The sequence below is a fragment of the Sandaracinobacter neustonicus genome, assembly GCF_006385875.1.
GTDB classification, from domain to species: Bacteria; Pseudomonadota; Alphaproteobacteria; order Sphingomonadales; family Sphingomonadaceae; genus Sandaracinobacteroides; species Sandaracinobacteroides neustonicus.
The window spans coordinates 39930-65885 of the sequence record NZ_VFSU01000022.1 but is presented as its reverse complement, the minus strand read 5'-3'; the positions used below and the strand labels follow the sequence as shown (position 1 = coordinate 65885).

Genomic DNA, 25956 nt, shown 5'->3' with positions numbered 1-25956 from the left:
CATGTCCTTCTAGGAGGCGATCACATGGATGCAAGGCTGAGAGAAACGCTGAGGGGGCTGGACCTGCGCGCGGAGATCGAGCGGCTGCGCAAGGAGCGCAACGCGGTGATCCTGGCGCATTATTACCAGACGCCGGAATTGCAGGACATGGCCGACTTCGTGGGCGACTCGCTGGAGCTGAGCCGCAAGGCGGCCGAGACGGACGCCGACGTGATCGCCTTTTGCGGCGTGCGCTTCATGGCGGAAGTGGCGAAAATCCTCTCTCCGCAGAAAACCGTGATCCTGCCCGATATGGACGCCGGTTGTTCGCTTGAGGATTCGTGCCCGCCCGACGAATTCGGGGCCTTCCGCGCCGCCCACCCGGACCATCTGAGCCTGACCTACATCAACTGCTCGGCGGCGGTGAAGGCGCATTCGGACATCATCGTCACCAGCAGCAGCGCCGAAAAGATCATCAATTCGCTGCCGAAAGAGCAGAAGATCATCTTCGCGCCAGACAAGCATCTGGGCGCGTGGCTGAACCGCAAAACGGGGCGCGACATGCTGCTGTGGGACGGCACCTGCATCGTCCACGAAGCCTTCAGCGAAACCGAGCTGCTGAAGCTGAAAATGCAATATCCGGACGCGCCGGTGGCCGCGCATCCCGAATGCCCGGCGCACATCCTGGATCATGCCGACATGATCGGCTCCACCAGCGCCATTCTGAAATTCGCGCTGGAAAGCCCGAGCGACCTGATCATCGTGGCGACCGAGCCGCACATCATCCACCAGATGGAGAAGAAGGCCCCGCACAAGACCTTCATCGGCGCGCCCGGGGCCGACGGCAAATGTTCGTGCAACATGTGCCCCTATATGGCGCTGAACACGGTGGAGAAGCTGTATCTGGCGCTGCGCGACCTTAAGCCGGAGCTGGATGTGCCCGAGGCGTTGAGGGTGCGGGCGCTGCTGCCGCTGAACCGGATGCTGGCGATTGCCAGCGGCGCGGCGACGGATCTGACGCCTGCGCAAACGATGCCCCCTGTGACGGGGGATTGACGCGGGGCGGGGGGGCCTCCGGCGGCCCGGGGCTCTGCCCTTCAGGCGAGGCGCTGGCAGAGGGCGAGCATGACTGGAGCGGCCGCATCGCCATGCGCGTCAGCCAGATCCGCGCGAACAACGGCGGCGACATCAACCTGCTGGTGCCGGGCGGCTCGATCCAGCTTGCCAGCCTTGCGGTTGCCAACACCAGCCCGGCGTCGGCGGGTGTCGTCACCCAGCGCGGAGGCAGCGTGAGCGCTGTCACCCGGGGCGACTGTATCGTGAACCAGAGCCGGACGATGACCGCTGACGATGGTGACATTCTGATCTGGTCGTCGTTCGGCAATATCGACGCCGGGCGTGGGCGCAAATCCTCGCTCAGCGTGCCGCCGGTGGTGTTCCCGGTCGACGCCTGGGGCAGACGCGGGTGCAGCTTTCGGGCCTGCCCAACGGTGCCGGCATCGCGACGCTGGATCAGGTGGATGGACGGCAGGGCGGCGACGTCGACCTGTACGCCTTCAACGGCATCGTCGACGCCGGCGACGCAGGCATCGGTATGCAGACCCGGCTTGAGTCCGACAGAAATCGACAATCAGCAGAGTGAAATCGAGATGGCTGGCGCGGAGCCGGACGATTCTTGGACGGCGGGAAAAAATAAATACTGGTGATTTGGAGCGAAGAATTTCTGGTTGGAAAGATGGTGGGAAAATGTCCCCAAAAAATGCGCTCAACATTCTAGATTTACTTGGTAAATTACGAGGGTTCAAATCCCTCCCTTTCCGCCGATTATTTAAATCTCATATTGATTTGTCATATTTTTTACGAAATCGCCGCCTCCATTGCACACCTTGTCTCACGGCCTGAAAGCCGGGGCGGTTGGAGGGAACGAGCGCTGTGCCTTGCGCGACTCCTGCCTTCAGAACAGGATGGTCAGCGTTGCCGTTCCCGAGTGCGAGCGGAAATCGCTGCCGAATTCAGGTGCGTAGCGAACCGAGAAGGTGACATTGTTCGCCCCCAGCAGGTCTGTGCCGATCGAGAAGCGGCCCAGTGTGCCGGGGCCGGCCGTGGTCTGGTGAAAGCTGTCGCTCTGCGGCTGTTCGGCAAGCCTTGCAGTCATCGTCCATGCACGGCCGTTGCCGAACTCGACTGCGGCGCTGGCTAAGGGGCGAAGCTTCACCTTGCCCGACAGCGCGACCGCCGTGCCCAGCTCCACGCCTGCCACGCCGATCAGCGCCGTGTCAGACCGTCCCTCAATCGCGAGACGGAATGGAGACTGGCCAGCTTCAGTGAACGCCTTGTTGGCGACGCGGACCGCATGGCCTTCCACGAACGGGCGAACGAAACTGTCGTCAGCCTCCAGCAGATCATAGGCCACCCGCAGATGGCCGCCGACTTGCGACTGTTCAGGTCTGGCGGTCGCAAGCTCGCTCACGCCGCCGATGGCGATGTCCCGGCGGGATTTGTACCAAGCGTAGGCGAAGTCGATCCCGGCGGAAAGTTCCAGCCGGTCTGGCGCATACAGAAGGCCTAGGCCGCCCATCAGCGTGTCGCCGCTGATCTTTGCCCCGCCGTCGCGGAAGGTCGTGCCCTCATAGGCGAACGATCCCGTCAGCGCGGCGGTGTCGGACAATGGCAGCTGCCCGCCCATTTGCAGGGCATAGGTATCTACGCTGTAGCCCAGCATGTCGGCGCTCGCGTCCTGCGTGGCGCTGCTTGCCAGTGCGCGCGCCCAGCCGCATTTTTGGGTGGACATGCCAGCCAGCCGGGCTTCGTCGCAGCCGCCGAACAGGCTGCCGGCAAAGCTGCGGCTGCTGTTGAAGCGGAATGCCCCGAACGCACCCAGCGCCTTGCCTGACATCTGCCCAAGCGCTGATTCGTAACTGGTTGCATCCGATACCCCGGAGAGGCGGCTGAACGCCGCGTCTGCACTGGCACCGCCATCGAACAGCGCCTGCAGATGGCCCGCCACCGCCTGATGGTTGGCACCAAATTGCTGCGCCTGCCGGGCGAACAGCGCCTGCGGCGTCACCTGCACATTGTTTCCGCTGACGGTGATCGGAAAGCGGTAAAGGCCATAGTCGCCGCTCGCCTGCTGGCTGGCGGGCTGCAGCATGGCCCCTGCGGTCGTTGTCAGGATGGTGACGGCGCGGTTTGTGATCCTTGTGGGCTGCAAGACGATGGCGCCGTCGATGTTGGCCGCGCCTTCCACGGTCAGCAGATCCGACGTGCCGCCACTGAAATCGACGGCGAACACCAGTCGGCCGCTGCCATCCTGCACGAAATTGCCCGTCAGCGCCGTGGTGCCGACGCGTTGCACGCCGCCGACTTCCAGCGTGCCGCTGTTCCTGAACCGGCCCTCTGTTCCCAGGTTGATCTCGTTTCGCGCATCGAAGATGCCGTCTTTCAGGTTGTCGACGCTGCTGCTCCCGATGGGGGCATAGACGGAGCCGCGGATGGTGCCGCTGTTCGAGATCGTCAGCGGGGCCTCCCATGCGTTGATCGCAACGGCCGGCTGATCGCCATCGATGCCGGAGATCAGCCCGGCGTTGGTGATGTTGGCGGGCGCGCCGCCCGCGATGTAGATGGCACCCGCCATCGGCATGAAATTGAAGTCCGAACTGCCGAGGCCGCCGATGACCTTGCTGTCTGCGTCGATGCTGATGCTGGCTCCGCCGGATTGCACGCCGCCGTCGACCTGCACCATGATCGCAGGCGAGCGAGTGCCGGTGGTGCTGATATTGCTGTTGGCCACATCGACGGTAACCGTCCCGCCTGAGCCATTGCCATAGGCTGTGCCATAGAGAATGCTGCCATTCGCGCCCAGCAGCCCGCCACCGCCGCCGACCGATTGCGCGAAGATCGCCGGTGCGAACTGGCCTTTGGTGCTGATCGCCGCGTGCGTCAGTTCGATATCGACATTGCCGCCATCGCCATGGCCGCGCAGGATACTGCCGTCGACCCGCGTGTAGATATTGTCGTCGCCGCTGCCCAGATCGCCACCCAATCCGCCGCCGCCGCCGATGGATTGCGCCAACAGGCCGTACGCGCCGTCGCCGCTGGTCGACACAGACGCCCCGCCCGCCAGCGAAATGCTGACCTTCGCGCCATTGCCGGTGCCGCCTTCCCCAGGCTCTGAGGCATTCCCGTGCAACTGGCCGCCGAACCCGGCCCCGCCACCGCCGCCGATCGATTGCGCGACAATGGCATGCGCGGTGCGGCCAAGGGTGACGATGGAGCCGGTATTGACGACTTCCACCTCCCCGCCGTCGCCGCTGGGATTGTCGGTGCCGCCGAATGTCATGGTCAGGCCATGGACATCGGCCACGCGCCCCTGCCGATTGTCGGGCAACAGATGCGGGTCGAACGTCTGGTCCGTCGTCATGGTGCGGACGGTGCCGCCGCCGCCGCCGATGGATTGGGCAAGGATGCCGATGCCATGCTTGCCTTCCGTGCGGACGCTGCCGTCGTTCCGGGCCTGAACATCGCCGCCATGACCCTGTGCCCCGCCATTGCCGCCAATCCCGACGGACAGGCTGAACAGGGAGCCGGCGACCGTTCCCGTCATCCCGCCAAAGCCGCCACCGCCACCGACCGACTGCACCACCATACCGAAGCCGAGCACGCCCTGCGTCAGGATGTTCCCGCTTGCCAGATTCTCCGCAGTGACAGCCCCGCCGCTGCCCCCCGCGCCGCCGCTGCCGCCGATGCCGATGGCGGCCTGATTGCGACTGTCGTCGCTGGAACTGCCGGTGGAGCTGGCGGCACCGCCCTTGCCGCCGCCGCCGCCCACACTCTGCACGAACATCCCGTCTGACTGGGCCCCGAAGGTGGTGATATCGCCGCTGTTCGTGGCACTGGCGACACCGCCGTCTCCGGCCGCGCCGCCGCTGCCGCCGACAGACACCGCGACATCCAGATTATCGACCTGGCCGATGTCGTAAGGCGGGCCGCCCGCCAGTTGCTTCAGGATTTTCTCCAGTTCCTCGGCGGAGGAAATGATGTTCTCCGTCAGGCCGGCGATTTCGAACAGCCCCTCCACATCCTCGTTGACGGTTCCGCCCATGTTCAGGCCGCTCTGCAGCGCCTCGACAAGGGATTTCACCAGATCCACCTTGGTGTTGCCGCCGGCAGTCGCCGCCGCCTTGCCGGCCTTGCCGCCGCCGCCGCCGATGCTCTGGGCAAACAGGCCCGCCGCATCCGCGCCGCGTGTCACGATGGCCCCGTTGTTGGTTGCGATCGCGTTGCCGCCGTTTCCGCCAGCGCCGCCGCTGCCACCGACACCCACGCTGATCGCCAGATTGTCGCCGCTGGCCGTGCCGACACCACCGCCGCCCGCGCCGCCGCCGCCGCCCACGCTCTGCACGAACATGCCGTCCGATCCGTCGCCGCCGGTGGTGATGCCGCCCGCATTCTCGGCCTGCGCCTGCTGTCCGTGGCCGCCGGTGCCGCCCTTGCCGCCCACCGCGATATCGGCGCTGAAGCTGCTGTTCGCCGAGTCTGCTGTCGCTGTCGCGTCGCCGCCGCCGCCCATGCCGCCGCCGCCGCCGATGCTCTGCGCCGCCATACCGTAGGCATCTGCGCCCATCGTCAGCAGCAGCCCGCTGTTCCGGGCGTCGGCTTCGCCCCCATCGCCGCCGCCGCCACCGCCGCCGCCCACCGCGACAGCAATAGAGACGGACAGGTCGCTGTAAGTTCCCTCGGAGAAAGACCCCGCCGTGCTGTCTCCGCCGCCGCCGCCGCCGCCGCCGATCGATTGCACCAGCATCGCGTGCGCGCCATGATTGGCGGTGGTGACGACAGCACCGGTGCCGCTGTTGTTGATGGAGGCTTTGCCGCCATGGTTGCCGGACCCGCCATTGCCGCCGATCGCCACATTGATGGAAACGGCAGGCAGCGGCACTGGCATCAGCGACGCCGTGCGGGCGGCGGCCGCCCCGCCGCTGCCGCCCCCGCCACCGATGGACTGCGCCATCAGCCCGACGGCATCCGCGCCAAAGGTGGAAACGCCGCCGCCGTTCAGGATATTGACGCTGCCGCCGACGCCGCCAACGCCGCCATCGCCGCCCACCGCGACGGACACCGTCGGCACCTCCTGCACGCCGTAGATCGTCGCCGCCCCGCCCTTGCCGCCGCCGCCGCCGATGGATTGCGCGTGAATGCCGGCCGCATGGTCGCCATAGCTGCCGATCACCGCGCTGTTGGTGACATTCACCGCACCACCGGCACCACCGCTGCCGCCCTTGCCGCCCACGGCAAAGGTGAACAGCGCCTCGTTTTTCACCGTCGCGCTGCCGCCGACACCGCCTGCGCCGCCGATGCTCTGCGCCAGCACGGCTCCATCCCCCATCGGGTCCCGAGATCCGACGATGGCCGGCCCGATCAGGTTCACATTCACGGTGCCGCCGTCTCCGCCGACAGCGCCGCGGCCACCGACCAGAAAATCGAGGACGCCGCCGCCGCCCGTCGAATTGCCGCCCACACCGCCGCTGCCGCCGATGCTCTGCACGATCAGCGCGCTGGCGGATGCCCCGTACGCCAACAGCTGGCCGTTGACGATATCGGCCGAGGCCGCGCCGCCGTCACCGCCCCCCTCCCCGCGGCCAGCCTGCCCGCCGAAATCCGCCTGTCCACCCTCGCCGCCGCCGCCGCCGATGCTTTGCACAAGTGCAGCAGTCGCCAGAGCGCCGTGCGCCTGCACATCCCCGGCCGTTGTCGCGCTGCCGATGGTCAGCGTGGCCGTGCCGCCCGCACCGGCATATCCTCCCGCGCCCGCCTCGCCGACGATCGAGGCAGAGCCGCCGCCCTCGCCGCCGCCGCCGCCATTCGTGTTCACATAAACACCGGCAGACGGATTGCTGCCCGTCCCCGTCACCTCAATCGTGCCGATCACGCTGGCGCTGGCGGTGCCGCCCGCCCCGCCATTGCCGCCGCTGCCGCCATCGGTGCCGATGGCGAAGTTGGCGGTGCCGCCCGCCCCGCCATAGCCGCCGGATGCCGACGCGACGGCCGCCCCGTCCATCGGCTGGTCGATGGCCGTCAACAGGATCGAGCCGCCCGCCATTGTCACCACGGCCGTGCCGCCGTCGCCGCCGTCGCCGCCGTTGCCACCCTTGTTTTCCAGCGCGTGTCCGGTGGAGCCACCGGCACCTCCTTGCCCGCCGATGGCGGTTGCGAACAGCCCGCCATCCTCGGCCACGATGTTGCCGCCAACCCAGGCGATGCTGCTGTTTCCGCCCGCGCCGCCTGCACCCCCGGTGCCGCCGAACAGCGCATTGATCTGGTCGCTGGTGTAAGGAACAGAGCCGCCTGCCCCGCCGATGCCGCCATCCGCCCAGGCCTCAATCGCGACGGAGTAAACGCGGATCTTGCCGCTGCCCGCGATTTTAACCGTTCCGCCTGCACCGCCCGCGCCGCCCGCGCCGCCATATTTCGCCCACATGAAGGCGCTGTCGGTGGTTCCCCCGGATCCGCCGGATCCGCCTGACGTCAGAACATGTATGCCGGTTGCAGCGAGCCGCTCATGGTCATCGTCATGGATCGAGCCGGTGAAATCGAAGGTGATGTCCGCGCCTGCGCCACCGACCCCGCCAGCCCCGCCGCGAACATCATTGGCAACAGGCTCTCCGCCGCTGCCGCCATTTCCGCCAGCGCCACCCGCAGCCACCAACTCCATGCCATAGCTATATTCCAGCGGCACGGAGACCGAGGGGCCATCGACGGTGGCATTGGTTGCAGCGCTGAAAATCGTGCCGGCCTGCTGGCCGGGCAGCCCCGGCGCGCCATCTTCATCTGTGCCGCCATCGGCACCGGCGCATCCGGCCATGCCCCTGTTGACGACATTGAAGGGGTTGCCGGCACCGAAGACCTCGTTGTCGGAATTGGCGGTGACGCCCGGCGCGGCCGAAGGTGCCGGGTTGGCGTTGCACTGTGCGTTCGCCGGAGCCACGAACAACCCGACAAGCGCAAAGCCGCCGAGTGCCAGCAGGCAGGGTTTCAGGGCGCAGTGGTTCGTGGCCGAACGCATCGGCGTTTGCACAATCTGGTTCATCGGATCCCCCGGACTTTATCTGGTGGAGAGGCTGGCGATCAGGCCGTTCACGGTTCTGGTGATATCTGAGAACATGGCGAAATCGGCGCGGTTGACGACGACCAGCACGGCGACATCGCGCCCCGGGGCCATCGCCACATAACTCATGAAGCCAAGGCCGGCGCCGCTCTTCGTCAGCAACATCGGCTTGATGCCGTCGGCCGCGACGGAGACCCAGCCCAGCCCCAGACCCGCCATGGAGGCCCCTTCATCGAAGCCGATGGCCGCATCCAGCCCCTGCCGCGAGCGATAGACGGCGTGGCTGATGCCCAGCCTTCCGTCCGGATCGGCAAGGCTGTGGATCATCCAGCGCGCCATGTCATCGCCGGTGCTGTAAAGCCCGCCGCTGCCGCCGGTGGCGCGCGTGTCGCCGCAGGGGAAGACGCCGCCAAGGCCGGAACCTTGCATCAGCCGCGCGCATTGCGCAGGGCTGGGCGTCAGCCCTGTATCCGGCATCCCCAGCGGCTGGGTGATCCGCGCCTTCAGCAATTCGGAATAGGGCATGCCGCCTGCGGTTTCGGCTGCATCGGCCAGAAAATCGAAGCCGACATTGGAATAAGAGGCGACGCTGCCCGGTGCCCATGGCAGCTTTTGCGCGGGCAGCCACTTCCAGCGGTCTGCGCGGGCGGGCCATGCGCGCGGGTTCACACCCTCCGGCGCGCCCGGCATTTCGCGCGGCATGGCGGCGGAATGGGTGGCGAGATCGAGCAGGGTGATCTGGCGTTGCCCCGAAGCCGGAACCTTCGTGCCGCCCGCATAATTTTGCAGCGGATCGGTCAGGCGCAACTTGCCGTCCGCCGCCAGAGAGGCGGCGACTTCGCCGACAAACACCTTGCTGATGGAGTTCAACCGGAACATCGACTGGCCGTCTGGCTGCCTGCCATTGCCCTTGGCGGTCTCGCCAAAGCCAAAGACTTTGCTCTGGCCGTTGCGCACGATCACCATCACCATGCCCGGCGCGCCGGATTCCATGAACAGCACTTCGCCTGCGAACTCGGCGGCTTCCACCACAGGGTCTGCTGCCTGTGCCACTGCGGGCGCGGCGGCGAGCGTAAGGCCCAGAAATGCCGCGCCACACAAGAGATTGCGAACCTGCATCATAGTCTCCGCACGAGTGAAACGGGCCGCAATAGCCCAAAGAATTAAGGTCGAACGCAACGGGCACAGCTCCGCCATCACGCTCAGGCCAGCGGCCGAGCGCCCGGTTTCAGGCCCGGATTGTCCGGGGCAGACTCCTAGAAGGCGGCCACCAGAGAGGCTCCGCCAAGGAACAGGATGATCAACGAACCCGGCGTCCACAAAGCGGCGCGCACTTCATGGTTTTGCGCCGTGAAATAGGCCACGAAATGCGCCAGCCGGGTGACAACAAAGCCATAGAACAACAGTTGCGCCAGCCAGAGCGGCGGCGCGGTGGTGACGTAAAGCAGCCCAGCCATGAAGAAATAGGGCAGGTTTTCCAGATCGTTGCGCTGAATGCGCCGGATGCGCTCCACCCGTTCATCCGGCTCCAGCTGGACGTCGGACGGATTGCGGTTGAACGGTGTGTTGCGCAGATCCTCCGGGTTCAGCAGCCCGGAATCGGTGGAGATCATCCGCGCCACCGTCAGCCACGACATGGCGACGCCCTTCAGCACCATGATGGCAGCGGCGATCGCATAGGCAGCGAACACCGGATTTGCCAAAGTCAGCTGGTCCAAATCGCATCCTCCGAATGCTCTGCACGATTCGTCCCTCGAATCGCAGAGACATTTTTAGACCGACGTTCGAAAAAGTCAATCAGTGGACTTTTTTCTTTCGCCCGCTATGCTCTCGGCAAATTGTCGCAAGAAGGAATGAAGCCCATCTCCCGCCCCGATCCGGCCCCAGACATGGCAGAAGCGCGCCGTGCCCGTCAGCAACGCAAGCGGGACCGCTCGCGCGAGGATATTCTGACGGCAGCCCGCGCCGTGCTGCTGCGCGACGGCATTGCCTCCGTCACTCTGGAGGCCGTGGCGCGCGAGGCCGGGATGTCGAAAACCGGGCTTTATTATTACTTTGCCTCGAAAGAGGCGCTGGTGTTCGAACTGATGTTCGCCGTCTGGGAAAGCCAGAGCGAGCGGGTACGGAACGCGGTGGACGATGTGGAAACCGGCCCGGAGGCGCTGGCGGCAGTGATCCGCAACACCATCGGCGGCTTTGCCCCGCAAATGGATGATTTCCGCCTCGCCTATCTGCTGAGTCAGGTTTCGGGGCAGTCCGGGCTGCAGTTATCGCCGGAGCAGTTCACGCGCATCCGCCCGCTGAACAACGCGCTGCTCAGCGGCACGGTGGAGAAATTGTCGGAGACTGGCCAGGCTTCGGTGGTGGAGCCGCGCCTGCTGGCCTTCCTTGCGTTCGTCTCCGCGCTCGGGCTGCTCACCATGAAGGGGCTGGCGGAATCTCAGGGTGATCCGCTGCTCTATTCCGACGAGCAACTGATCGACGGGTTGAGCAAGGTGTTCGCCGCCGCTGCGGGCTGAACGCGCACGCAGGCGACAAAGGGGGGGCAGGATGCCGAACACCGTTCCGACTTCCACTGCCGGTGCCATGACCCCGGCGCTGGGCTTTGCCATGGCGGTGGCGGCGGGGGTCGCCGTTGCCAACATCTATTACAGCCAGCCGATGCTGGGGCTGATGGAGCAGGACATGCCCGGGGCGCTTGTCGGCATGGTGCCGACGGCAACGCAACTGGGCTATGCTGCCGGGCTGTTCCTGCTGGTGCCGCTGGGCGATCTTCTGGAGCGCCGGCGATTGATCGTCGTGCAGTTCGCCCTGCTCGCCATCGCCCTTGCCGCCGTTGCCCTCTCGCCGGGTCCGCTCCTGCTGATCTCGGCGTCGCTGCTGGTCGGGCTGATGGCGACGGTTGCGCAGCAGGTGGTGCCTTTGGCCGCGCATCTCGCCTCGCCGGAGCAGCGCGGGGCCGTCGTCGGCAAGGTGATGGGCGGGCTGCTTTGCGGAATCCTGCTCAGCCGCACGATATCGGGCTTTGTCGGAGATCATTTCGGCTGGCGGGAGATGTATTGGCTGGGCGTGCCGGTTGCGATGGCCGCCGGGCTGTGGATGGCCGCCGTGCTGCCGCGCAGCCAGCCTGAGGCTGGCCTCAGCTATGGGGCGCTGCTCGGGTCGCTCAGATCCTTGTGGCGCGAGTTTTCCGAGTTGCGGCTGGCGGCTTTCACGCAGGCGCTGATGTTCGCGGCCTTTTCCGTGTTCTGGACGATCCTTGCCTTTCGGTTGCATGCACGCTTCGGATTGGGCGCGGAGATCGCCGGTCTGTTCGGCATCGCGGGCGCTGTCGGCGTGCTGGGCGCGCCGATCGCGGGCCGTGTGGCTGACCGGCAAGGCCCCGGCAACACCATCCTGTTCGGCGTGGCGCTCGCCCTGTTCGCATGGGCCTTGTTCGGCGTCTGGACCTCCATCCCCGGGCTGGTGGCGGGCGTGGTGCTGCTGGATTTCGCCGTGCAGGTCACGCTGATTTCCAACCAGTATATCGTCTTTTCGCTGCGGCCGGAGGCGCGGGCGCGGCTGAACACCATCTTCCTTGGCATCATGTTTCTGGGCGGGGCTGCGGGTTCAGCCTTGTCCATGCACGCCTATACGCGCTTTGGATGGACGGGCGTGGTGATCCTTGGCAGCGCCCTGATCACCGCTGCCGCCGCCTTGCAGCTTCGGCACCGATTCAGCCCCCGCTAGTCGGGCGCCCCTCGCTCAACCGCCCCCCCCGTACCCGCGCCGCCGCGCGGCACGCAGGCGTGCGCGTTCACCTGCGACAGCCCGACATCATGTGCCGCAGAGTCAAAACAGTCCGCATATTGACAAATTCGACCATTGGTCGGAAAACGGCATCATATTTCGATAAACGCATGTAACAGCGACTCGAGGGAGAGGGCGAGCACCGGCTTAAGCCGCTCGATCTCCTGCACATTTGAAGGATTTTTGAGGATGACAGCCGTTGCAAAGCCCCGGACGCAGATGGCCCGGATGAATGGGGCCCGGTTCGTTGCCAGATTGTCCGCCACAACCGCGCTGACCGGCCTTCTCGGCCTCGGCCTGTTGGCAAGCCCCGCGCAGGCGACCCAACATATCGTAGAGAATGAGGGCGATCTCAGATACGCCATCACCAACGCGCAGGATGGCGACAGTATCTACATCGTCCTTAACATCACGCTCACCGAAAATCTGCCGGTCATCACCAAGAATCTGACGATCCACGGCGACAAATTCTATGGCACTACCATTTCGGGCGACGGCAAGTATCGCGGCCTGTTCGTGCAGTCTGGCACCGTTAACTTGCAGGATCTCAACATCACCAACAGTGTGGCGCAGGGCGGCGCGGGCGGCAATGGCTGGGGCGGTGGCGGCGGTGGCGGCGGGGCCGGGCTTGGCGGTGCACTGTATGTCGGGAATGGCGCACATGTGACGCTCGACAGTGTCAACCTGATAAAGAACAGCGCGCGCGGCGGCGCTGGCGGCAGCAGCGAGGGCGGCTACACATGGACCAGCGGCGGCGGGGGCGGCTATTACCCGACCGGTGCGGATGGCGGCAATGCCAACGGCTTCACCAGCGGCGGCGGTGGCACGGGCGGTGGCGGCGACGGTTATGACAATGATTATGGCGATGATGGCGCATTCGGCGGCGGCGGCGGCGGCTCCGGCCAGTGGGACGGCGGCAAGGGCGGCTTCGGCGGCGGGGGCGGCGGCAGCGCCTTTAACACCAACGCAGAAGGGGGTTTTCTGGGCGGTAACGGCGCGCCGGGCGCGGATTATGTAGGCGGCATCGGGAAATTCGGCGGCGGCGGCGGCGGCGGTGCCGGCCTTGGCGGCGGGCTTTTCATCGAGAACGGCGGCACGCTCACGGTGGTCGGCGGCTTCGAAGCCTCGGGCAATGCGGCTGTGGCCGGCGCGGGCGGAATGGGCGGCTGGAACGGGACGTACAAGGCAGATTCCGGCAGCGCCGCCGGCGACGGCATATTTCTGGCGGGCAACGGGACACTGGTCTTCAAGTCGAACACATTCCAGACGTTCGTGATCCCGGACTCCATCGCCGATCAGACCGGTCTTGGCGGAGAAGGTGCCGAAGCCGGCAGCTGGGGGCTGGTGCTGGATTCGTCGAGCGAACTGCGGCTGACAGGCGTGAACAACTATACCGGCGGCACCACCGTCAACGCTGGCGTGCTGATCGGAAACACCGACAGCCTGAAATATAATGTCTTCGTCAACGCCCATGTGATCTTCGATCAGAAGGTGGACGGAACCTATACGGGCCTGCTCGCGGGCGCCGGACTTTTTGAGAAGGAAGGTGCGGGCAATCTGATCCTCACGGGCGAAAACCGGCTGACCGGGAACATCAATGTTCTGCAGGGCAATTTGCTCTTCGATTCCGATGCCAATCTTGGCACGTCCACCAGTCCTATCCGGCTCATCGGCGGCGGCGGGGACGGCGGCGTCGGGGTCGTGGCGGCGAACGGGCAGGCCATCAGCCGCGCTTTGCGACTGGAAGGGGGCGGCCGCATCCATGTCGGGGAGGGTCAAACCACCGGTCTGGAGCAGCTCAGCTGGAACGGGACGATCAGCGGGAACGGCAGGCTGACGGTGAACGGCGGCGGCATTCTCGAGCTGACGGCGGACAACAGCTACACCGGCGGCACGCGCATAACCGGAGACAGCTACTACCACTCGACCACGCTGCGCTTCACCACCGACTCCAACCTTGGCGCAGCCGGCGGCGGCGTGCTGCTCAACAACGGCATCATCGCCACCACGAACGACGCCGCAGACGGGCTTTCCATCCATCGCGCCCTCTATCTGGAAGGCGATGGCACCATCGAGGTCGGGCTGCGCCCGCTGATCTGGAGCGGCGACATCAACGGCGGCGGCAGGCTGATAAAGAGCGGCGCCGGCGTGCTGCAGTTGACCGGCAACAACAGCCATAGCGGCGGCACCGAAATCTGGGGGGGTGTTTTGCAAGTCGCCTCAGACGACAAGCTAGGCGCGGCCGGGGCGGGGATCGCCATGGGCAACAACGGGCTGCTTCGGGCCAGCGAGAGCTTCACCACCGCGCGTCCCATCCGGCTTGAAGGCGGCGGCGGTGGCTTTCTGCTGGATACGGGCACGACGCTGACCCTCACCGGAACGGTAGCCGGAGAAGGAACGCTCAGCCTTGTCGGCACGGGCACGCTCGTCCTGAATCTGACGTCAGCCAATTATACCGGCGTCTATAACTATGGCGGCACCATTCAGGCAGACAGCAAATTTCTGAACGGGAACATCGCCTTCGACACCAACCCCCAGAACAGCAACGCCCGCACCATCCTGTTCGATCAGACCGAGGACGGGGTTTTCGCCGGCAACATCGGCGGCATCGGTGAGGTGCAGGGGCTGGGCAACATCATCAAGTTGGGGGCCGGAAAACTCACCCTGTCGGGCACGAGCAACTACAAATCGCAGGACGCCGAGGTGTCCGCAGAGGTGACGATTTTGCAAGGCACTCTGCAAGGCACGACCAACAACCTACAAGGCGCCATCCTGAACAATGCCGCGCTGATTTTCGATCAGGATTTCGACGGCAGCTATGCCGGCCATATGAGCGGCACCGGCACACTCACCAAGAACGGCACGGGAAAGCTGAACCTCACCGGCAACAGCCGCGTCGGCGGCGGCACCACCATCAATGCCGGTACCCTCGCGGTGAACGGTCCGCTCATCAGCGACATCGTGCTCAACGCAGGCGGCACGCTCAGCGGCGTGGGCAATATCAAGGGCGACATCACCAACAATGGCGGCAGCATCCGGCCGGGGAACTCGATCGGCCATCTTGTCTTCGACGGCAACTTCGCCCTGAACAGCGGAACGCTGGGAATCGAAATCAACGCTGGCGGCAACAGCGACCGGATCAGCGTAATCGGGGCCGGGCACCGCGTGAACATTGACGCAGGCATGCTGGAAATCACCGCAGATCCCGGCCGTTACATCCCCAACACCCGCTATACGATTATCAGCACCGAAGGCGGCGGGCGCGTGCATTTTGATCAGGTGGTCGGCGGCGTGGGCTTCCTGACGCCCAAAGTGTCGCTGGATGCGAACAACATTTATGTCACGCTGGCGCTAGCGCCGGACGCGTTCAGCGCGGCGGGCCAGACCCGCAACCAGCAGGCGGTCGGCGCGGCGCTCGACGCGGCTGCGGCCAGCGGCAATGTCGGCGGGATCGTGACGACGATGGCGAACCTGCAGACCGCGCAAGGCGCCGCCGCGCTGCAAACGTTGAGCGGGCAACCCTATGCCGACTGGGCCACCGTGAACCTGCGCGCCAGCCAGCTGTTCACGAGCACGGTGGGGCAGCAGATGTCGATTGCGCGCAGCGGCAGTTCAGGCGGCAACCGCGCCGCGCTGGCCGAACCCGGCTCGGACACGCTGGCGGGCGTTTCGATGTGGATCAGCGGCGTCGGCAGCAGGGGCAGCGTCGATGGCGACGGCAATGCGGCAGGCCACGACACCTCGCTGGGCGGCGTGACCGTCGGCTTCGATTATCGGCTGAACCCCGGCCTCCTCGTCGGCGTGGCGGGCGGATACGTCAGTGGCTCGCAGTCGGTCGACGGTTTCAGCGGAGACACGGATGCCGAAACCCTCAGCATCGCTGCTTATGGGTCATTCGGGCAGGGCGCGCTGCATGTCGAGGCGCTGGCTGGCTATGCCAACGCCCGCAACAGTCTGAAGCGAGATGTCGCCAGCGCCGGACTGGCGGCGGGACGGGCCAAGGGCGAAGGCCGGGCCGACCAGTTCCTCGGCCAGTTGGAAGCTGGCTACAGGATTGCCCTTGGCGCGTCCGAGAAAAGCGCGATCACCCCGTTCGGCCGGTTGCAGATCCTGACGAACAGCCAGAACAGCTTCACCGAAAGCGGTGGCGGCGAATATGCGCTTGCCGTGGAGTCCCAATCCACGACGTCGGTGCGAAGCGTGCTTGGTGGGGATTTCGCGGCGGGGTTCGATCTCGGCAAATCGACGCCGGTCGAAGTCGGCCTGCGGCTGGGCTGGGCGCATGAATTCGCCGATACCGGGCGCTCCATGACAGCGGCCTTCGCATCGGCCCCCGGCAGCGCGTTCACCGTTCAGGGGGCCAGCCTGCCGCGCGACAGCGCACTGATCGGCGTGTCGGTCGCGGCCAAAGTCAGCCGGACCGGTTCGCTGTTCGTCAGCTATGAGGGCGAGCCGGGCGGCGGCAGCAGCAACAACCAGTTCCGGGGCGGCATCAGGCTGTCATGGTGAGATCGACGGGGGCCAACATGTTGTTCCGCGACGCGTTCCACGACGGCTTCGGCACATGGCCGCTGGCCTATATCTCCACCGGCGGGGCCGATTATGGGGAGATTCAGGCCGTCGCCGAAGCGGTGGGCGACGGCGACGATGGTGCCTATTACGACGCGTGGATGGCCGCCGGAGAGCGGCTGGAACAGGAAGCGCAGGTCTGCCTGTCGGCAGGATCGCGCGCGGGGGCAGAGGCCCAGTATCTGAAGGCGGCGGCCTTCTATGCGACATCTTACCATCCGATATTCGGCGAACCGGTGGACCCGCGCATCGTCCGTGCATTCGGCAAGCAGAAGGCCGCGCTGGAAGCGGCGCTCCGCCTTCGCAGCAACGGGTTCCGGCCGCTCAGCATCCCGTTCGAAGGGCAAACGCTGCCCGGCTACTTCATCCCCGCCGAAGGTCGGGCGGCGGAGGTGCGGCCGCTGCTGATCCTCACCAACGGTTATGACGGCACCATCACCGACCAATATTTCGCCTCTGCCGTCGCCGCGTCCCGGCGGGGCTATCACTGCCTGTTGTTCGATGGCCCCGGGCAGGGCGAAGCGCTGATCCTGCAGGGCCTGCGCCTCCGGCCCGATTGGGAGGTGGTGGTGAAGGCGGTGGTCGATGTGGCGATCACCCTGCCCGGCGTCGATCCGGCGCGCATCGTGCTCAGCGGCTGGAGCCTTGGCGGCTATCTCGCCCCCCGCGCGGCATCCGGCGAACATCGTCTTGCCGCCTGCATCGCCGATCCCGGCCTGTGGGATATGGGCGGCAGCTTTCGGGCGGTGGCGGTGGCGATGGGCGCAACGCTTACGCAGGCCGAAAATCTGGGTGAACTGAACGATGCACTGGTGGGCAAACTCGAGCAGTTGCTGCTGACCAACCGCAGGCTGCGCTGGTCGATCGTCCAGCGCGGCTTCTGGGTGCATGGGGTAGACAATCTGCGCGACTATCTGCGCTCGGCCGAACTGTTCACGATGAAAGGCCGTGCAGCCGAAATCCGCTGCCCAACGCTGCTGACGGCTGCGGAAGGCGACCCTCTGGCGCAAAGCGCGGCCAGCTTCTTCGAGGAACTGCGCTGCCCAAAGACGTTTCTGCAGTTCACCGCAGCGGAAGGCGCTGGCGGCCATTGCGAGATGATGAACCGCTCCCTGCTGAACCGCCGGGTGCTGGATTGGCTGGATCAGCTGTTCGCAGACTGAATCAGCCAGAACGGTTTTCACCTACCGCCGCAGCAACCGCCCGAACAGCGACCGCTCCGCCAGAATCTCGTGCGCCGCGTTATGCCCCGGCGCGCCGGTGACGCCGCCGCCGGGGTGGGTGCCTGCGCCGCACATGTAAAGGCCGCTGATCGGCCCCCGGTATGCGCCGTTGCCCAGCATGGGGCGGGCGGACCAGAGCTGATCGAGCGACATATGGCCGTGCATGATGTCTCCGCCCATCAGCCCGAACTTGCGTTCGAGATCGAGGGGCGAGTGGATCTGCCGGGCGATGACGCTGGATTTGAAGCCCGGCGCATATCTCTCCACCGTGTCGATGATGAGGTCGGCAGCGGTTTCGCGCTCATCGTCCCAGCTGCGGCCATCCGGCAGCACCGGCGCGAATTGCTGGCAGAACAGGCTGGCGACATGCTGGCCGGGGGGGGCGAGGCTGTCGTCGACGATGGAGGGGATCAGCATTTCGACGATGGGGTTCGCCGACATACCCGTGCGCTTCGCGTCGAGGAATGCCTTGTCCATATAATCCAGCGAGGGGGCGATGATGATGCCGGATTGCAGATGCTCGCCATGGCCCGGCAGCGCGGAGAAGCTGGGCAGTTCAGACAGCGCGACATTCATGCGGAAGGTGCCGGAGCCGACCTTGAACGCCTTGATGCGGCGGCGGAAATCGGCGGGGAGGTCGGCTGGGTCCACCAGCCGGTCATACAGCAGCTTCGGGCCGACGTTGGCGGCCACCAGCGGGGCAGCGATTTCCTCACCGCTTTCCAGCTTCACGCCGCTGACCTTGCCGCCGTTCACCAGCAGCTTCGCCACCGGCGCTTCCAGCGTGATCTCCACGCCGAGGCTGCGGCACACATCGGCCATGATGCGGGTGATGTTGCCCATGCCGCCGACGCTGTGGCCCCATGCGCCCTTCTTGCCGTTCACTTCGCCGAACACATGGTGCAGCAGCACATAGGCGCTGCCCGGCGTATCCGGGCTGGCGTAATTGCCCACCACCGCATCGAAGCCGAAGCCGGCCTTCACGGGGGCGCTTTCGAACCAGCCGTCGAGGAAGCTGGTGGCGCTTTTCACGAACAGGTCCAGCACATCGCGCTGCTGGTTCAGCGGCATCCCCGCAAGGCCCCAGCCCTGCTTCACGGCATCCACCAGCGATTTCAGCCCGTCCCCCACGTTCGGCGGGGCCTGCAGTGAGAGCGAGCGGAGCACGTCCGCCACATTCTCCAGCGCGTCATAATAAGCGGGCAGCGCCTCTGCGTCCTTCGCGGAAAAACGGCGGAATTCCGCCTGCGTTCGCTCCAGCCCACCGCCCATCAGGATGTAGTCGCTGTCGCTCAAGGGCAGGAAGTTGGAGACGGGCCGCTCGATCACGCGATAGCCATGATCGGCCAGCTTCATGTCCGCGATCACCTTGGGGTTCAGCAGGCTGACGGTGTAGCTGGCGACGGAATTGCGAAATCCGGGCGCGAATTCCTCGGTAACGGCCGCGCCGCCGATCACTTCGCGCCGTTCGAGGATGCGCACCTTCAGCCCCGCACGGGCGAGGTAGAAGGCGCAGACAAGGCCGTTGTGCCCGCCGCCGATGATGAGGGCGTCATAAGTCTTCGTCATGGGGCGGTCTTTCGGCTTGTCAGGCGGCGGGGGCGGAGGTGCGGCTCCAGCCCGGCGCGGGGGCGCGGTGCTGGCGGGCTTCCGGGATCAGGCGGCGGATTTTGCGCGCGAAGTTGCGCAGCGCCACTTCGGCTTCGCTCAGCGGCCCCACGGTGAAGCTTTCGGAGGCCATGCCGTCCTGCACGCGGGTGATCAGCCATGTGTCTTCCGCGTTCACCTGCCGGTTGATGCGCCAATTCAGGTAACGCGCGGCCTTCATCTCGCGCCGGTCATCGGGGATGGCATAGCTGATCTCGCGGATCAGGCATTCCGTGGGGGATGTCGGCAGCCACTGCATGAAATCCACCTGATCCGGGTAGATATCGAAGGCCACGTTCGGCCACAGCTTGAAATAGGTCCACAGCGTCTGCCGATCCTCCGGCAGATGATCGACGCGCGGCAGATACTTCAGATAGGCGCGCTCGGACGGGTTGCGGTTCATCCGCATCAGCAGCGGGCCCCACATCTTGTCCACATTGGGCTGCGCTTCCACGCCATAGCCCGTGCCCATCAGCCGGGTGAGGCCGGGGTGGGCGACGGGGATGTGCAGGCCGTCGGAATAATTGTCGCCCACATTCTTCCAGTTCACGCCGCGCGGCCGCATCGTCACCCGGCCGATCGCGCGCAAATCCTCGAAGCGGTAATGCGCCACTTCATGATCATAGGGCGCGATCATCTGGGCCACGGACGGCCCGCCGTCATCCTCCAGCCGCACGAAGATGAAGCCGCGATAGATTTCGAGATCGACCGGCGCGAGGCCGTGCTTCGACATGTCCAGTTGCGGGTAGGTGCCCCTGATCGGCACGGCGGAGAGTTGGCCGTCCAGTTCATAAGCCCATGCGTGATAGGGGCAGACCAGTTTCTTGGCGCAGCCCGAAGGCCCGTCCACGATACGCGCGCCGCGATGGCGGCAGACGTTGGTGAAGGCGCGGATCACATCATCCTTGCCGCGAATGACGATGATGCTTTCGCCCGCATATTCCAGCGTGTGATAATCGCCCGCGTTCGGCACATCGCTGACATGGCAGACGATCTGCCAAGATGGGCGGAACACCCGGCGCATCTCCAGCGCATGGAATTCCGGATCGGAATAGGTCCATGCAGGCAGGCTCCAGCCGTCATCCGGGTCCAGATTCGGGATCGATGCGGGTTGAGTCGCCACGGCTGTCTCCAGTTTATTGGACGAGTGTATAGCAGTGGAGAAAAAGCCGCAAGCGCCGTTGTTTGACAAGTGTATAACGCCCCGGCAGGATGCCCCATGACAAGGGGAGACCAGATGTTCCGATCCGCCACCGCCCTGTTCGCCGCGCTCGCCGCCGCCATGGTTGCACTCGCCTCTCCCGCACACGCCGATCCGGAGGTCAGCTACGTCCGCGCCGGGCGGCTGATCGACACGCTGAAGGGCGTGGTGCTTCAGGATCAGTTGATCCGCATCGAAAATGGCCGCGTCACCGCCGTCACCCCCTATGCCCCGCCGCCACCCGGTGCGGCCGTCACAGACTGGTCCGCCTTCACCGTGCTGCCCGGCCTGATCGACAGCCACACCCATTTGTCTGACGCGCTGCAAAGCAACAACCCGGCCGAACCGCTGCTGCATTCCGCCGAGGATGTCGCCTTCATGGCCGCCCGCAACGCCCGCGACACGCTGAACGCGGGCTTCACCAGCGTGCGCGACGTCGGCACCTTCCGCGCCTTCGGCGACGTCTCCCTGCGGAACGCCATAGACGCCGGGCTGGTGCAAGGCCCGCGCATGGCCGTGGCCGGGGCCTATCTGACGGTGCCCGGCGGCGGCGGCGAAGTGACTGGCTTCGCCCCGGACGTGGAAATCCCCGCGCTGATGCGCGCAGGCGTGTTTTCCGGCCCGCAACAGGCGCGGGACAAGGCACGTTACCTCTTCCAGCACGGCGCGGACTTCCTGAAGATCATCGCCACCGGCGCGGTGCTGGCGCAAGGTACGGAACCCGGCGCGCCCGAAGTCACGGTAGAAGAGGTGCGCGCCATCACCGACGAAGCCCGGCGCTACGGCAGTTACGCCACCGCCCACGCCCATGGCGCAGAAGGAATCAAGATCGCCCTGAATGGCGGCGCGCGCTCCATCGAACATGCCTCCCTGATCGACGACGAGGGCATCGCCCTCGCCAAAGCCAAGGGCGCATGGCTGGTGATGGACATCTACAATGGCGACTACATCAGCGAAATCGGCCGCAAAGAGAACTGGCCCGCCGACATCCTGCGCAAGAATGACGAAACCACCGAAGCCCAGCGCATCGGCTTCCGCAAAGCCGTGAAAGCAGGCGCAAAAATCGCCTACGGCACCGATCCGGGCGTCTACCCCCATGGTGCCAACGCCCGCCAGTTCCGCTACATGGTCCGCAATGGCATGACGCCGATGCAGGCCATCCAGTCCGCCACCACAAGCCCCGCCGAGCTGATGGGCAAATCCGCCGACATCGGTGCCATCGCGCCGGGCCGCTACGCCGACATGATCGCCGTTTCAGCCGACCCGCTGGCCGACATCGGCGCGCTGGAGACGGTGGCGCATGTGATGAAGGGCGGGGTGCTGGTGCGGTAGGTTGGTGGGTTGGGGCTTTTGCGCGCCGCGCGGGCAGGGAAATGATTTCCCTGCACCCTCTAACTTTGCGTTGCGGCCCACCCGCCGCGCCGTGTGTGTGATCAGATTCGATTGCCTGCGGCGCACCGCAGCTCTCTCCCCCGTGCCAAGGGGGAGAGTTGGAGAGGGGGTGTCAACGCCGGGCCTGATCCGCTGACATCCCGACAAATACAACCGTCACCCCGGACTTAATCCGGGGTCCAGCTGTTCTTCGGCAACGTCGGAGTAGAAAAAAGCGAGGCCCCGGATCAAGTCCGGGGGTGCAGGGGCGTCACGCCCCTGCCGGGTGCCGGGCAGAGCCCGGCCCGCCGGAGGCCTCCATCCGCAGCCGCCAGCTCGACGCCCTCAACCCGGCGGGATCAGCCGCCGGGCCGTCAGGCAGCACAGCTCCAGCGCGCGATCGCGGGTGGTGCGTGTGGGGGAGAGGCAGTAATCCAGCCACAGCCCGTCCATCACGGCGGAGATGATCACCACGGCATCTTCGGTTTTCACCGTCTGGCCGCCCGTGGGCAGGCGGCTGATGGCGAGGGCCAGCAGTTCGCGCAGGCGGACGTTATGCTCCTCGCTTTTGGCGGCGAAGTCGGCATTGGTGCGCACCATGGTCCAGAAGGCCATCCATGCGCCCAGCAGGTCTGTGTTGGCCCATTCCTCCGAGTAGAGCACGGCGAAAAAGCGGTCGAGCGCGTCCCATGGTTGCAGGCTGTCGTCTGCCAGCACGGCTTCGAAGCGGGCGATGAAATGGTCGCACAGCTCTTCGTAGGTTTCGTACAGCAGGTTTTCCGGGTTGTGGAAATAGTGCCGCAACAGCCCATGAGAGACGCCCGCCTGACGGCAGATTTCTCGGCCGGTGGTGCCGCGCGGGCCGAGCCGGGCGAGGCAGGAGACGGTGACGGCGAGCAAATCCTGCCGGCGCACGGTGGGAGCCTGCCGGCGCGCGCGGGACCGGGGCGGCGGCTCGATCTTCACGGATGCGGTCTTGGTCATGGCTGTCCTCTGCTCGCTCTGGTGCCGGGGGACGCCCCCGCGTCTCTGCACATGCGCAAGATTGGACAATTGTCTACCTCAGGGCCTTGCGGCGGGGCAACCTGTCAAGCTGATGCGCTCGTCCGTCCCTTCGACGCGCAAATCATCGGAGGTTCATCTCGCCCGCGCCAAAGGGGCGTCACATCCAGCGGATTCAGCCCCACGCTGAACCGCGGCCTGTCGCTTGCCCCGCTTGAATGCGGGCGCCGCTGCACAGGCGAGACCATCGAAATCTGGTCCGAAGGGCAGACGTGGAAGGCGCAAGTCGCCCCGCGCTGCTCGTTCGACCGCAATGGAGTGCAGTTGCATGTGTGACGTCCCGGCTGAAACAGCGCCAGCCGCCGGGCTGTCGCGCAGCCGCCCGCTGGACAGCGAAGCCCCGCGCGAGATCGGCGCGTGGCAGATCGCCCCCCGCCCCGGCCAATCCGTCTGGCTCGCCCACAGCCACGATCCGCTCGCAATCGCCGGTGCCCTCTATCGCGGCCCCGGCGAATTGCTGCTGCTCTCGGGTGAAGCCGAATTGCCCGCCGCCGCCAGCCTGCACGAGATGAGCGCCGCCTTCACCTGCATCGACCTCAACGGCCCCGCCCCCCTCGAAGCCATCGGCCTCGCTGGCCTCGAACCGCTCGCGCCCGGCGACAGCCTCACCACCCGGCTCGCCGACATCCGCGTGACCATCAGCGGCACATCGGACGGGCTGCTGCTGATCGCCGAAACCCCCGATGCAGACTTACTGTGGAACTGGCTGCTGGAGCGGCTGGCGGCGGCGTAGGGGGGGAACCCGGCCCTCCGGTTCTTTTTTGCCTCCGGCGGGCAGGGAAATGATTTCCCTGCACCCTCAACATTTGCGTTGTGACCCAACGTCCACGTCGTGCGTGTGATCAGATTCCATTGCCTGCGGCGCACCGCAGCTCTCTCCCCCTGCAAGGGGGAGAGTTGGAGAGGGGGTGTCACCGCCGGGCCTGATCCACCAACACCTCAACAGCCACAACGGAAAGCGCCGCAGGCTATAACCCCGAACCTCGCGCCAAGCGGAGAACCCCCACCCCAACCCCTCCCCTGCAGTGGAGGGGCTAAAAAACGTCGGGGGTGCAGGGGCGTCACGCCCCTGCCGGGGTGAAGGGGCAGAGCCCCTTCAATGATTGTCGCGCGGCAGCCCCTTGGCGGCGATCCGCTGATACCGCTCCGCCCCTTCCAGAATCGCCCCGGATTCCAGCTGCCCCACAAGGCGGCGCTGGATTTCCTGCCATGGCGTCTGCGAGGCGGGGTGGGCATAGCCTCCGCTTGCATCGAGGGCGGCGCGGCGGCGGGCCAGTTCCTCGTCGCTGATCAGCATGTCGGCGGTGCCTCGGCGCAGGTCGATGCGCACCCGGTCGCCGGTTTGCAGCAGGGCGAGGTTGCCGCCCGCGGCTGCCTCCGGGGAGGCGTTCAGGATGGAGGGGGAGCCGGAGGTGCCGGATTGGCGGCCGTCTCCGATGCAGGGCAGCGCGTGGAGTCCGGCGCGGATCAGGTAGGCGGGCGCTCGCATGTTCACCACTTCGGCGGCACCCGGGAAGCCGATGGGGCCGGCCCCGCGCATGAACAGCAGGGTTTGCGCCGTGATCTCCAGCGCCGGATCGTCGATGCGGGCGTGATAATCCTCCGGCCCGTCGAAAACCACGGCGGGGCCTTCGAAGGCGTCCGGATCGTCCGGGTTGGAGAGGTAGCGGGCGCGGAATTCGTCCGAAATCACGCTGGTTTTCATGATCGCCGAATGGAACAGATTGCCGGACAGGATGACGAACCCGGCATCCGGCTTCAGCGGGCGGTCGAACGGGCGGATCACCGCTTCGTCGGCGATGGCCACGCCCGCGCAAGTCTCGCCGATGCTGCGGCCGGTGACGGTGCGCGCGCCTTCGTGGATCAGCCCTTGCCGCATCAGTTCCGCCACCACGGCGGGGACACCGCCCGCGTGATAATAATCCTCGCCCAGATACTCGCCCGCCGGTTGCAGGTTCACCAGCAGCGGGATGTGATGGCCGGTTCGCTGCCAATCCGCCAGTTCCAGTTCCACCCCGGCATGGCGGGCGATGGCGGCCAGATGGATCGGCGCGTTGGTGGAGCCGCCGATGGCGGAATTGACCATGATCGCGTTCAGAAAGGCCTCGCGCGTGAGGATGTCGGAGGGTTTCAAATCCTCCCGCACCATATCAACGATGCGCTTGCCGGTGGCCCATGCCATTTCCTGCCGGGCGCGATAGGGGGCTGGAATCGCGGCCGAGCCGGGCAGCTGCATGCCCAGCGCTTCGGCCAGCGAATTCATCGTCGTCGCTGTGCCCATGGTGTTGCAATAGCCGGTGGAGGGCGCGGACGAGGCGACCAGCTTCACGAACCCGGCCTTGTCGATCTCGCCTGCGGCCAGCAATTCGCGCGCTTTCCAGACGATGGTGCCGGACCCGGTGCGCTGCCCGTCGTGCCGCCCGTTCAGCATTGGCCCCACGGACAGCGCGATGGCCGGGATATCCACCGTCGCCGCCGCCATCAGCAGGGCAGGTGTGGTCTTGTCGCAGCCGATGGTCAGCACCACGCCATCCAGCGGATAACCGTGCAGCACCTCCACCAGAGAGAGGTAGGTCAGGTTGCGGTCCAGCCCCGCCGTGGGGCGCTTGCCGGTTTCCTGAATGGGGTGAACCGGGAATTCGAAGGCGATGCCGCCCGCGTCGCGGATGCCTTCGCGGATGCGCTCGGCGAGCACCAGATGGTGGCGGTTGCAGGGGCTGAGATCGGAGCCGGTCTGGGCGATGCCGATGATCGGGCGGCCCGATTGCAGTTCTTCCTGCGAAAGCCCGAAATTCAGGTAACGCTCGATATAGAGCGCCGTCATGTCGATATTGTCGGGGTTGTCGAACCAGGCCTGGGAGCGCAGCTTGAATGGCTTGCTGTCAGACACCGTTTCTCAAACCTCCGCTTTATCAGCATGTTGCCGGTTTTCGGGCAGGGCCGCCCCGCATTGACCGCGCGGCGGAAGCTATATAGTCATATAAATCAAAAGGGAAGCCGGGAGGAGAGTG

Annotated in this window: 15 protein-coding genes; 8 read left to right on the top strand and 7 right to left on the bottom strand. The window is 66.0% G+C overall.

All coding sequences use genetic code 11. The features are described 5' to 3' along the window. Positions 1-24: 24 nt before the first annotated feature. Both nadA and FJQ54_RS17785 read left to right on the top strand, forming a co-directional pair. Positions 25-1035: a quinolinate synthase NadA gene (gene nadA, locus FJQ54_RS08335; RefSeq protein WP_140927954.1), complete on the top strand. Its 1011-nt coding sequence runs from the start codon at positions 25-27 to the stop codon at positions 1033-1035. Between the two features lie 92 nt (positions 1036-1127). Then, positions 1128-1685, top strand: a complete 558-nt coding sequence (locus tag FJQ54_RS17785) for a filamentous hemagglutinin family protein (protein ID WP_235890372.1) — start codon at positions 1128-1130, stop codon at positions 1683-1685. Between the two features lie 248 nt (positions 1686-1933). Here the strand turns inward: FJQ54_RS17785 and FJQ54_RS08325 are convergent, their stop codons facing one another. From FJQ54_RS08325 to FJQ54_RS08315, 3 genes are all read right to left on the bottom strand, one after another. After that, a complete protein-coding gene (locus FJQ54_RS08325) occupies positions 1934-8065 on the bottom strand; it encodes an autotransporter outer membrane beta-barrel domain-containing protein (RefSeq protein ID WP_140927953.1) in 6132 nt (2043 codons plus the stop codon). A gap of 15 nt (positions 8066-8080) precedes the next feature. Further along, positions 8081-9205, bottom strand: coding sequence for a D-alanyl-D-alanine-carboxypeptidase/endopeptidase AmpH (ampH, locus tag FJQ54_RS08320; RefSeq protein ID WP_207790392.1), 1125 nt, complete (start codon positions 9203-9205; stop codon positions 8081-8083). Positions 9206-9339: 134 nt separating this feature from the next. Further along, positions 9340-9801, bottom strand: a complete 462-nt coding sequence (locus FJQ54_RS08315) for an MAPEG family protein (protein WP_140927952.1) — start codon at positions 9799-9801, stop codon at positions 9340-9342. 135 nt (positions 9802-9936) lie between these two features. Here FJQ54_RS08315 and FJQ54_RS17935 point away from each other — a divergent pair, with 135 nt between their 5' ends. The 4 genes from FJQ54_RS17935 (at position 9937) to FJQ54_RS08295 (ending at position 17604) form a co-directional block, all read left to right on the top strand. Continuing rightward, positions 9937-10602 (top strand): TetR/AcrR family transcriptional regulator, encoded by a 666-nt coding sequence (locus FJQ54_RS17935; protein WP_328592167.1) that lies wholly within the window; start codon positions 9937-9939, stop codon positions 10600-10602. 31 nt (positions 10603-10633) lie between these two features. Further along, positions 10634-11812: an MFS transporter gene (locus FJQ54_RS08305; RefSeq protein ID WP_140927951.1), complete on the top strand. Its 1179-nt coding sequence runs from the start codon at positions 10634-10636 to the stop codon at positions 11810-11812. Positions 11813-12127: 315 nt separating this feature from the next. After that, a complete protein-coding gene (locus FJQ54_RS08300) occupies positions 12128-16381 on the top strand; it encodes an autotransporter outer membrane beta-barrel domain-containing protein (protein ID WP_140927950.1) in 4254 nt (1417 codons plus the stop codon). 17 nt (positions 16382-16398) lie between these two features. Further along, positions 16399-17604: an alpha/beta hydrolase family protein gene (locus tag FJQ54_RS08295; protein WP_140927949.1), complete on the top strand. Its 1206-nt coding sequence runs from the start codon at positions 16399-16401 to the stop codon at positions 17602-17604. A 21-nt stretch (positions 17605-17625) separates the two neighbouring features. Here the strand turns inward: FJQ54_RS08295 and FJQ54_RS08290 are convergent, their stop codons facing one another. Continuing rightward, positions 17626-19233, bottom strand: a complete 1608-nt coding sequence (locus FJQ54_RS08290; protein WP_140927948.1) for a phytoene desaturase family protein — start codon at positions 19231-19233, stop codon at positions 17626-17628. Between the two features lie 19 nt (positions 19234-19252). Then, positions 19253-20434, bottom strand: coding sequence for an aromatic ring-hydroxylating oxygenase subunit alpha (locus FJQ54_RS08285; RefSeq protein WP_235890371.1), 1182 nt, complete (start codon positions 20432-20434; stop codon positions 19253-19255). Between the two features lie 96 nt (positions 20435-20530). Here FJQ54_RS08285 and FJQ54_RS08280 point away from each other — a divergent pair, with 96 nt between their 5' ends. After that, entirely contained in the window at positions 20531-21844 is a 1314-nt protein-coding gene (locus FJQ54_RS08280) for a Xaa-Pro dipeptidase (protein WP_235890370.1), read from the top strand. A 384-nt stretch (positions 21845-22228) separates the two neighbouring features. Here the strand turns inward: FJQ54_RS08280 and FJQ54_RS08275 are convergent, their stop codons facing one another. After that, positions 22229-22867: a TetR/AcrR family transcriptional regulator gene (locus FJQ54_RS08275; RefSeq protein ID WP_140927947.1), complete on the bottom strand. Its 639-nt coding sequence runs from the start codon at positions 22865-22867 to the stop codon at positions 22229-22231. 346 nt (positions 22868-23213) lie between these two features. Between FJQ54_RS08275 and FJQ54_RS08270 the strand changes: the two genes are divergently transcribed. Beyond that, the gene (locus tag FJQ54_RS08270) at positions 23214-23678 is read left to right on the top strand and encodes a hypothetical protein (protein ID WP_140927946.1); all 465 of its coding nucleotides are present in this window, start codon (positions 23214-23216) and stop codon (positions 23676-23678) included. A 363-nt stretch (positions 23679-24041) separates the two neighbouring features. Here FJQ54_RS08270 and FJQ54_RS08265 read toward each other — a convergent pair whose 3' ends face one another. Continuing rightward, on the bottom strand, positions 24042-25835 hold the full coding sequence (locus tag FJQ54_RS08265; protein WP_140927945.1) for an IlvD/Edd family dehydratase: 1794 nt from the start codon (positions 25833-25835) through the stop codon (positions 24042-24044). Between the last annotated feature and the right edge of the window lie 121 nt (positions 25836-25956).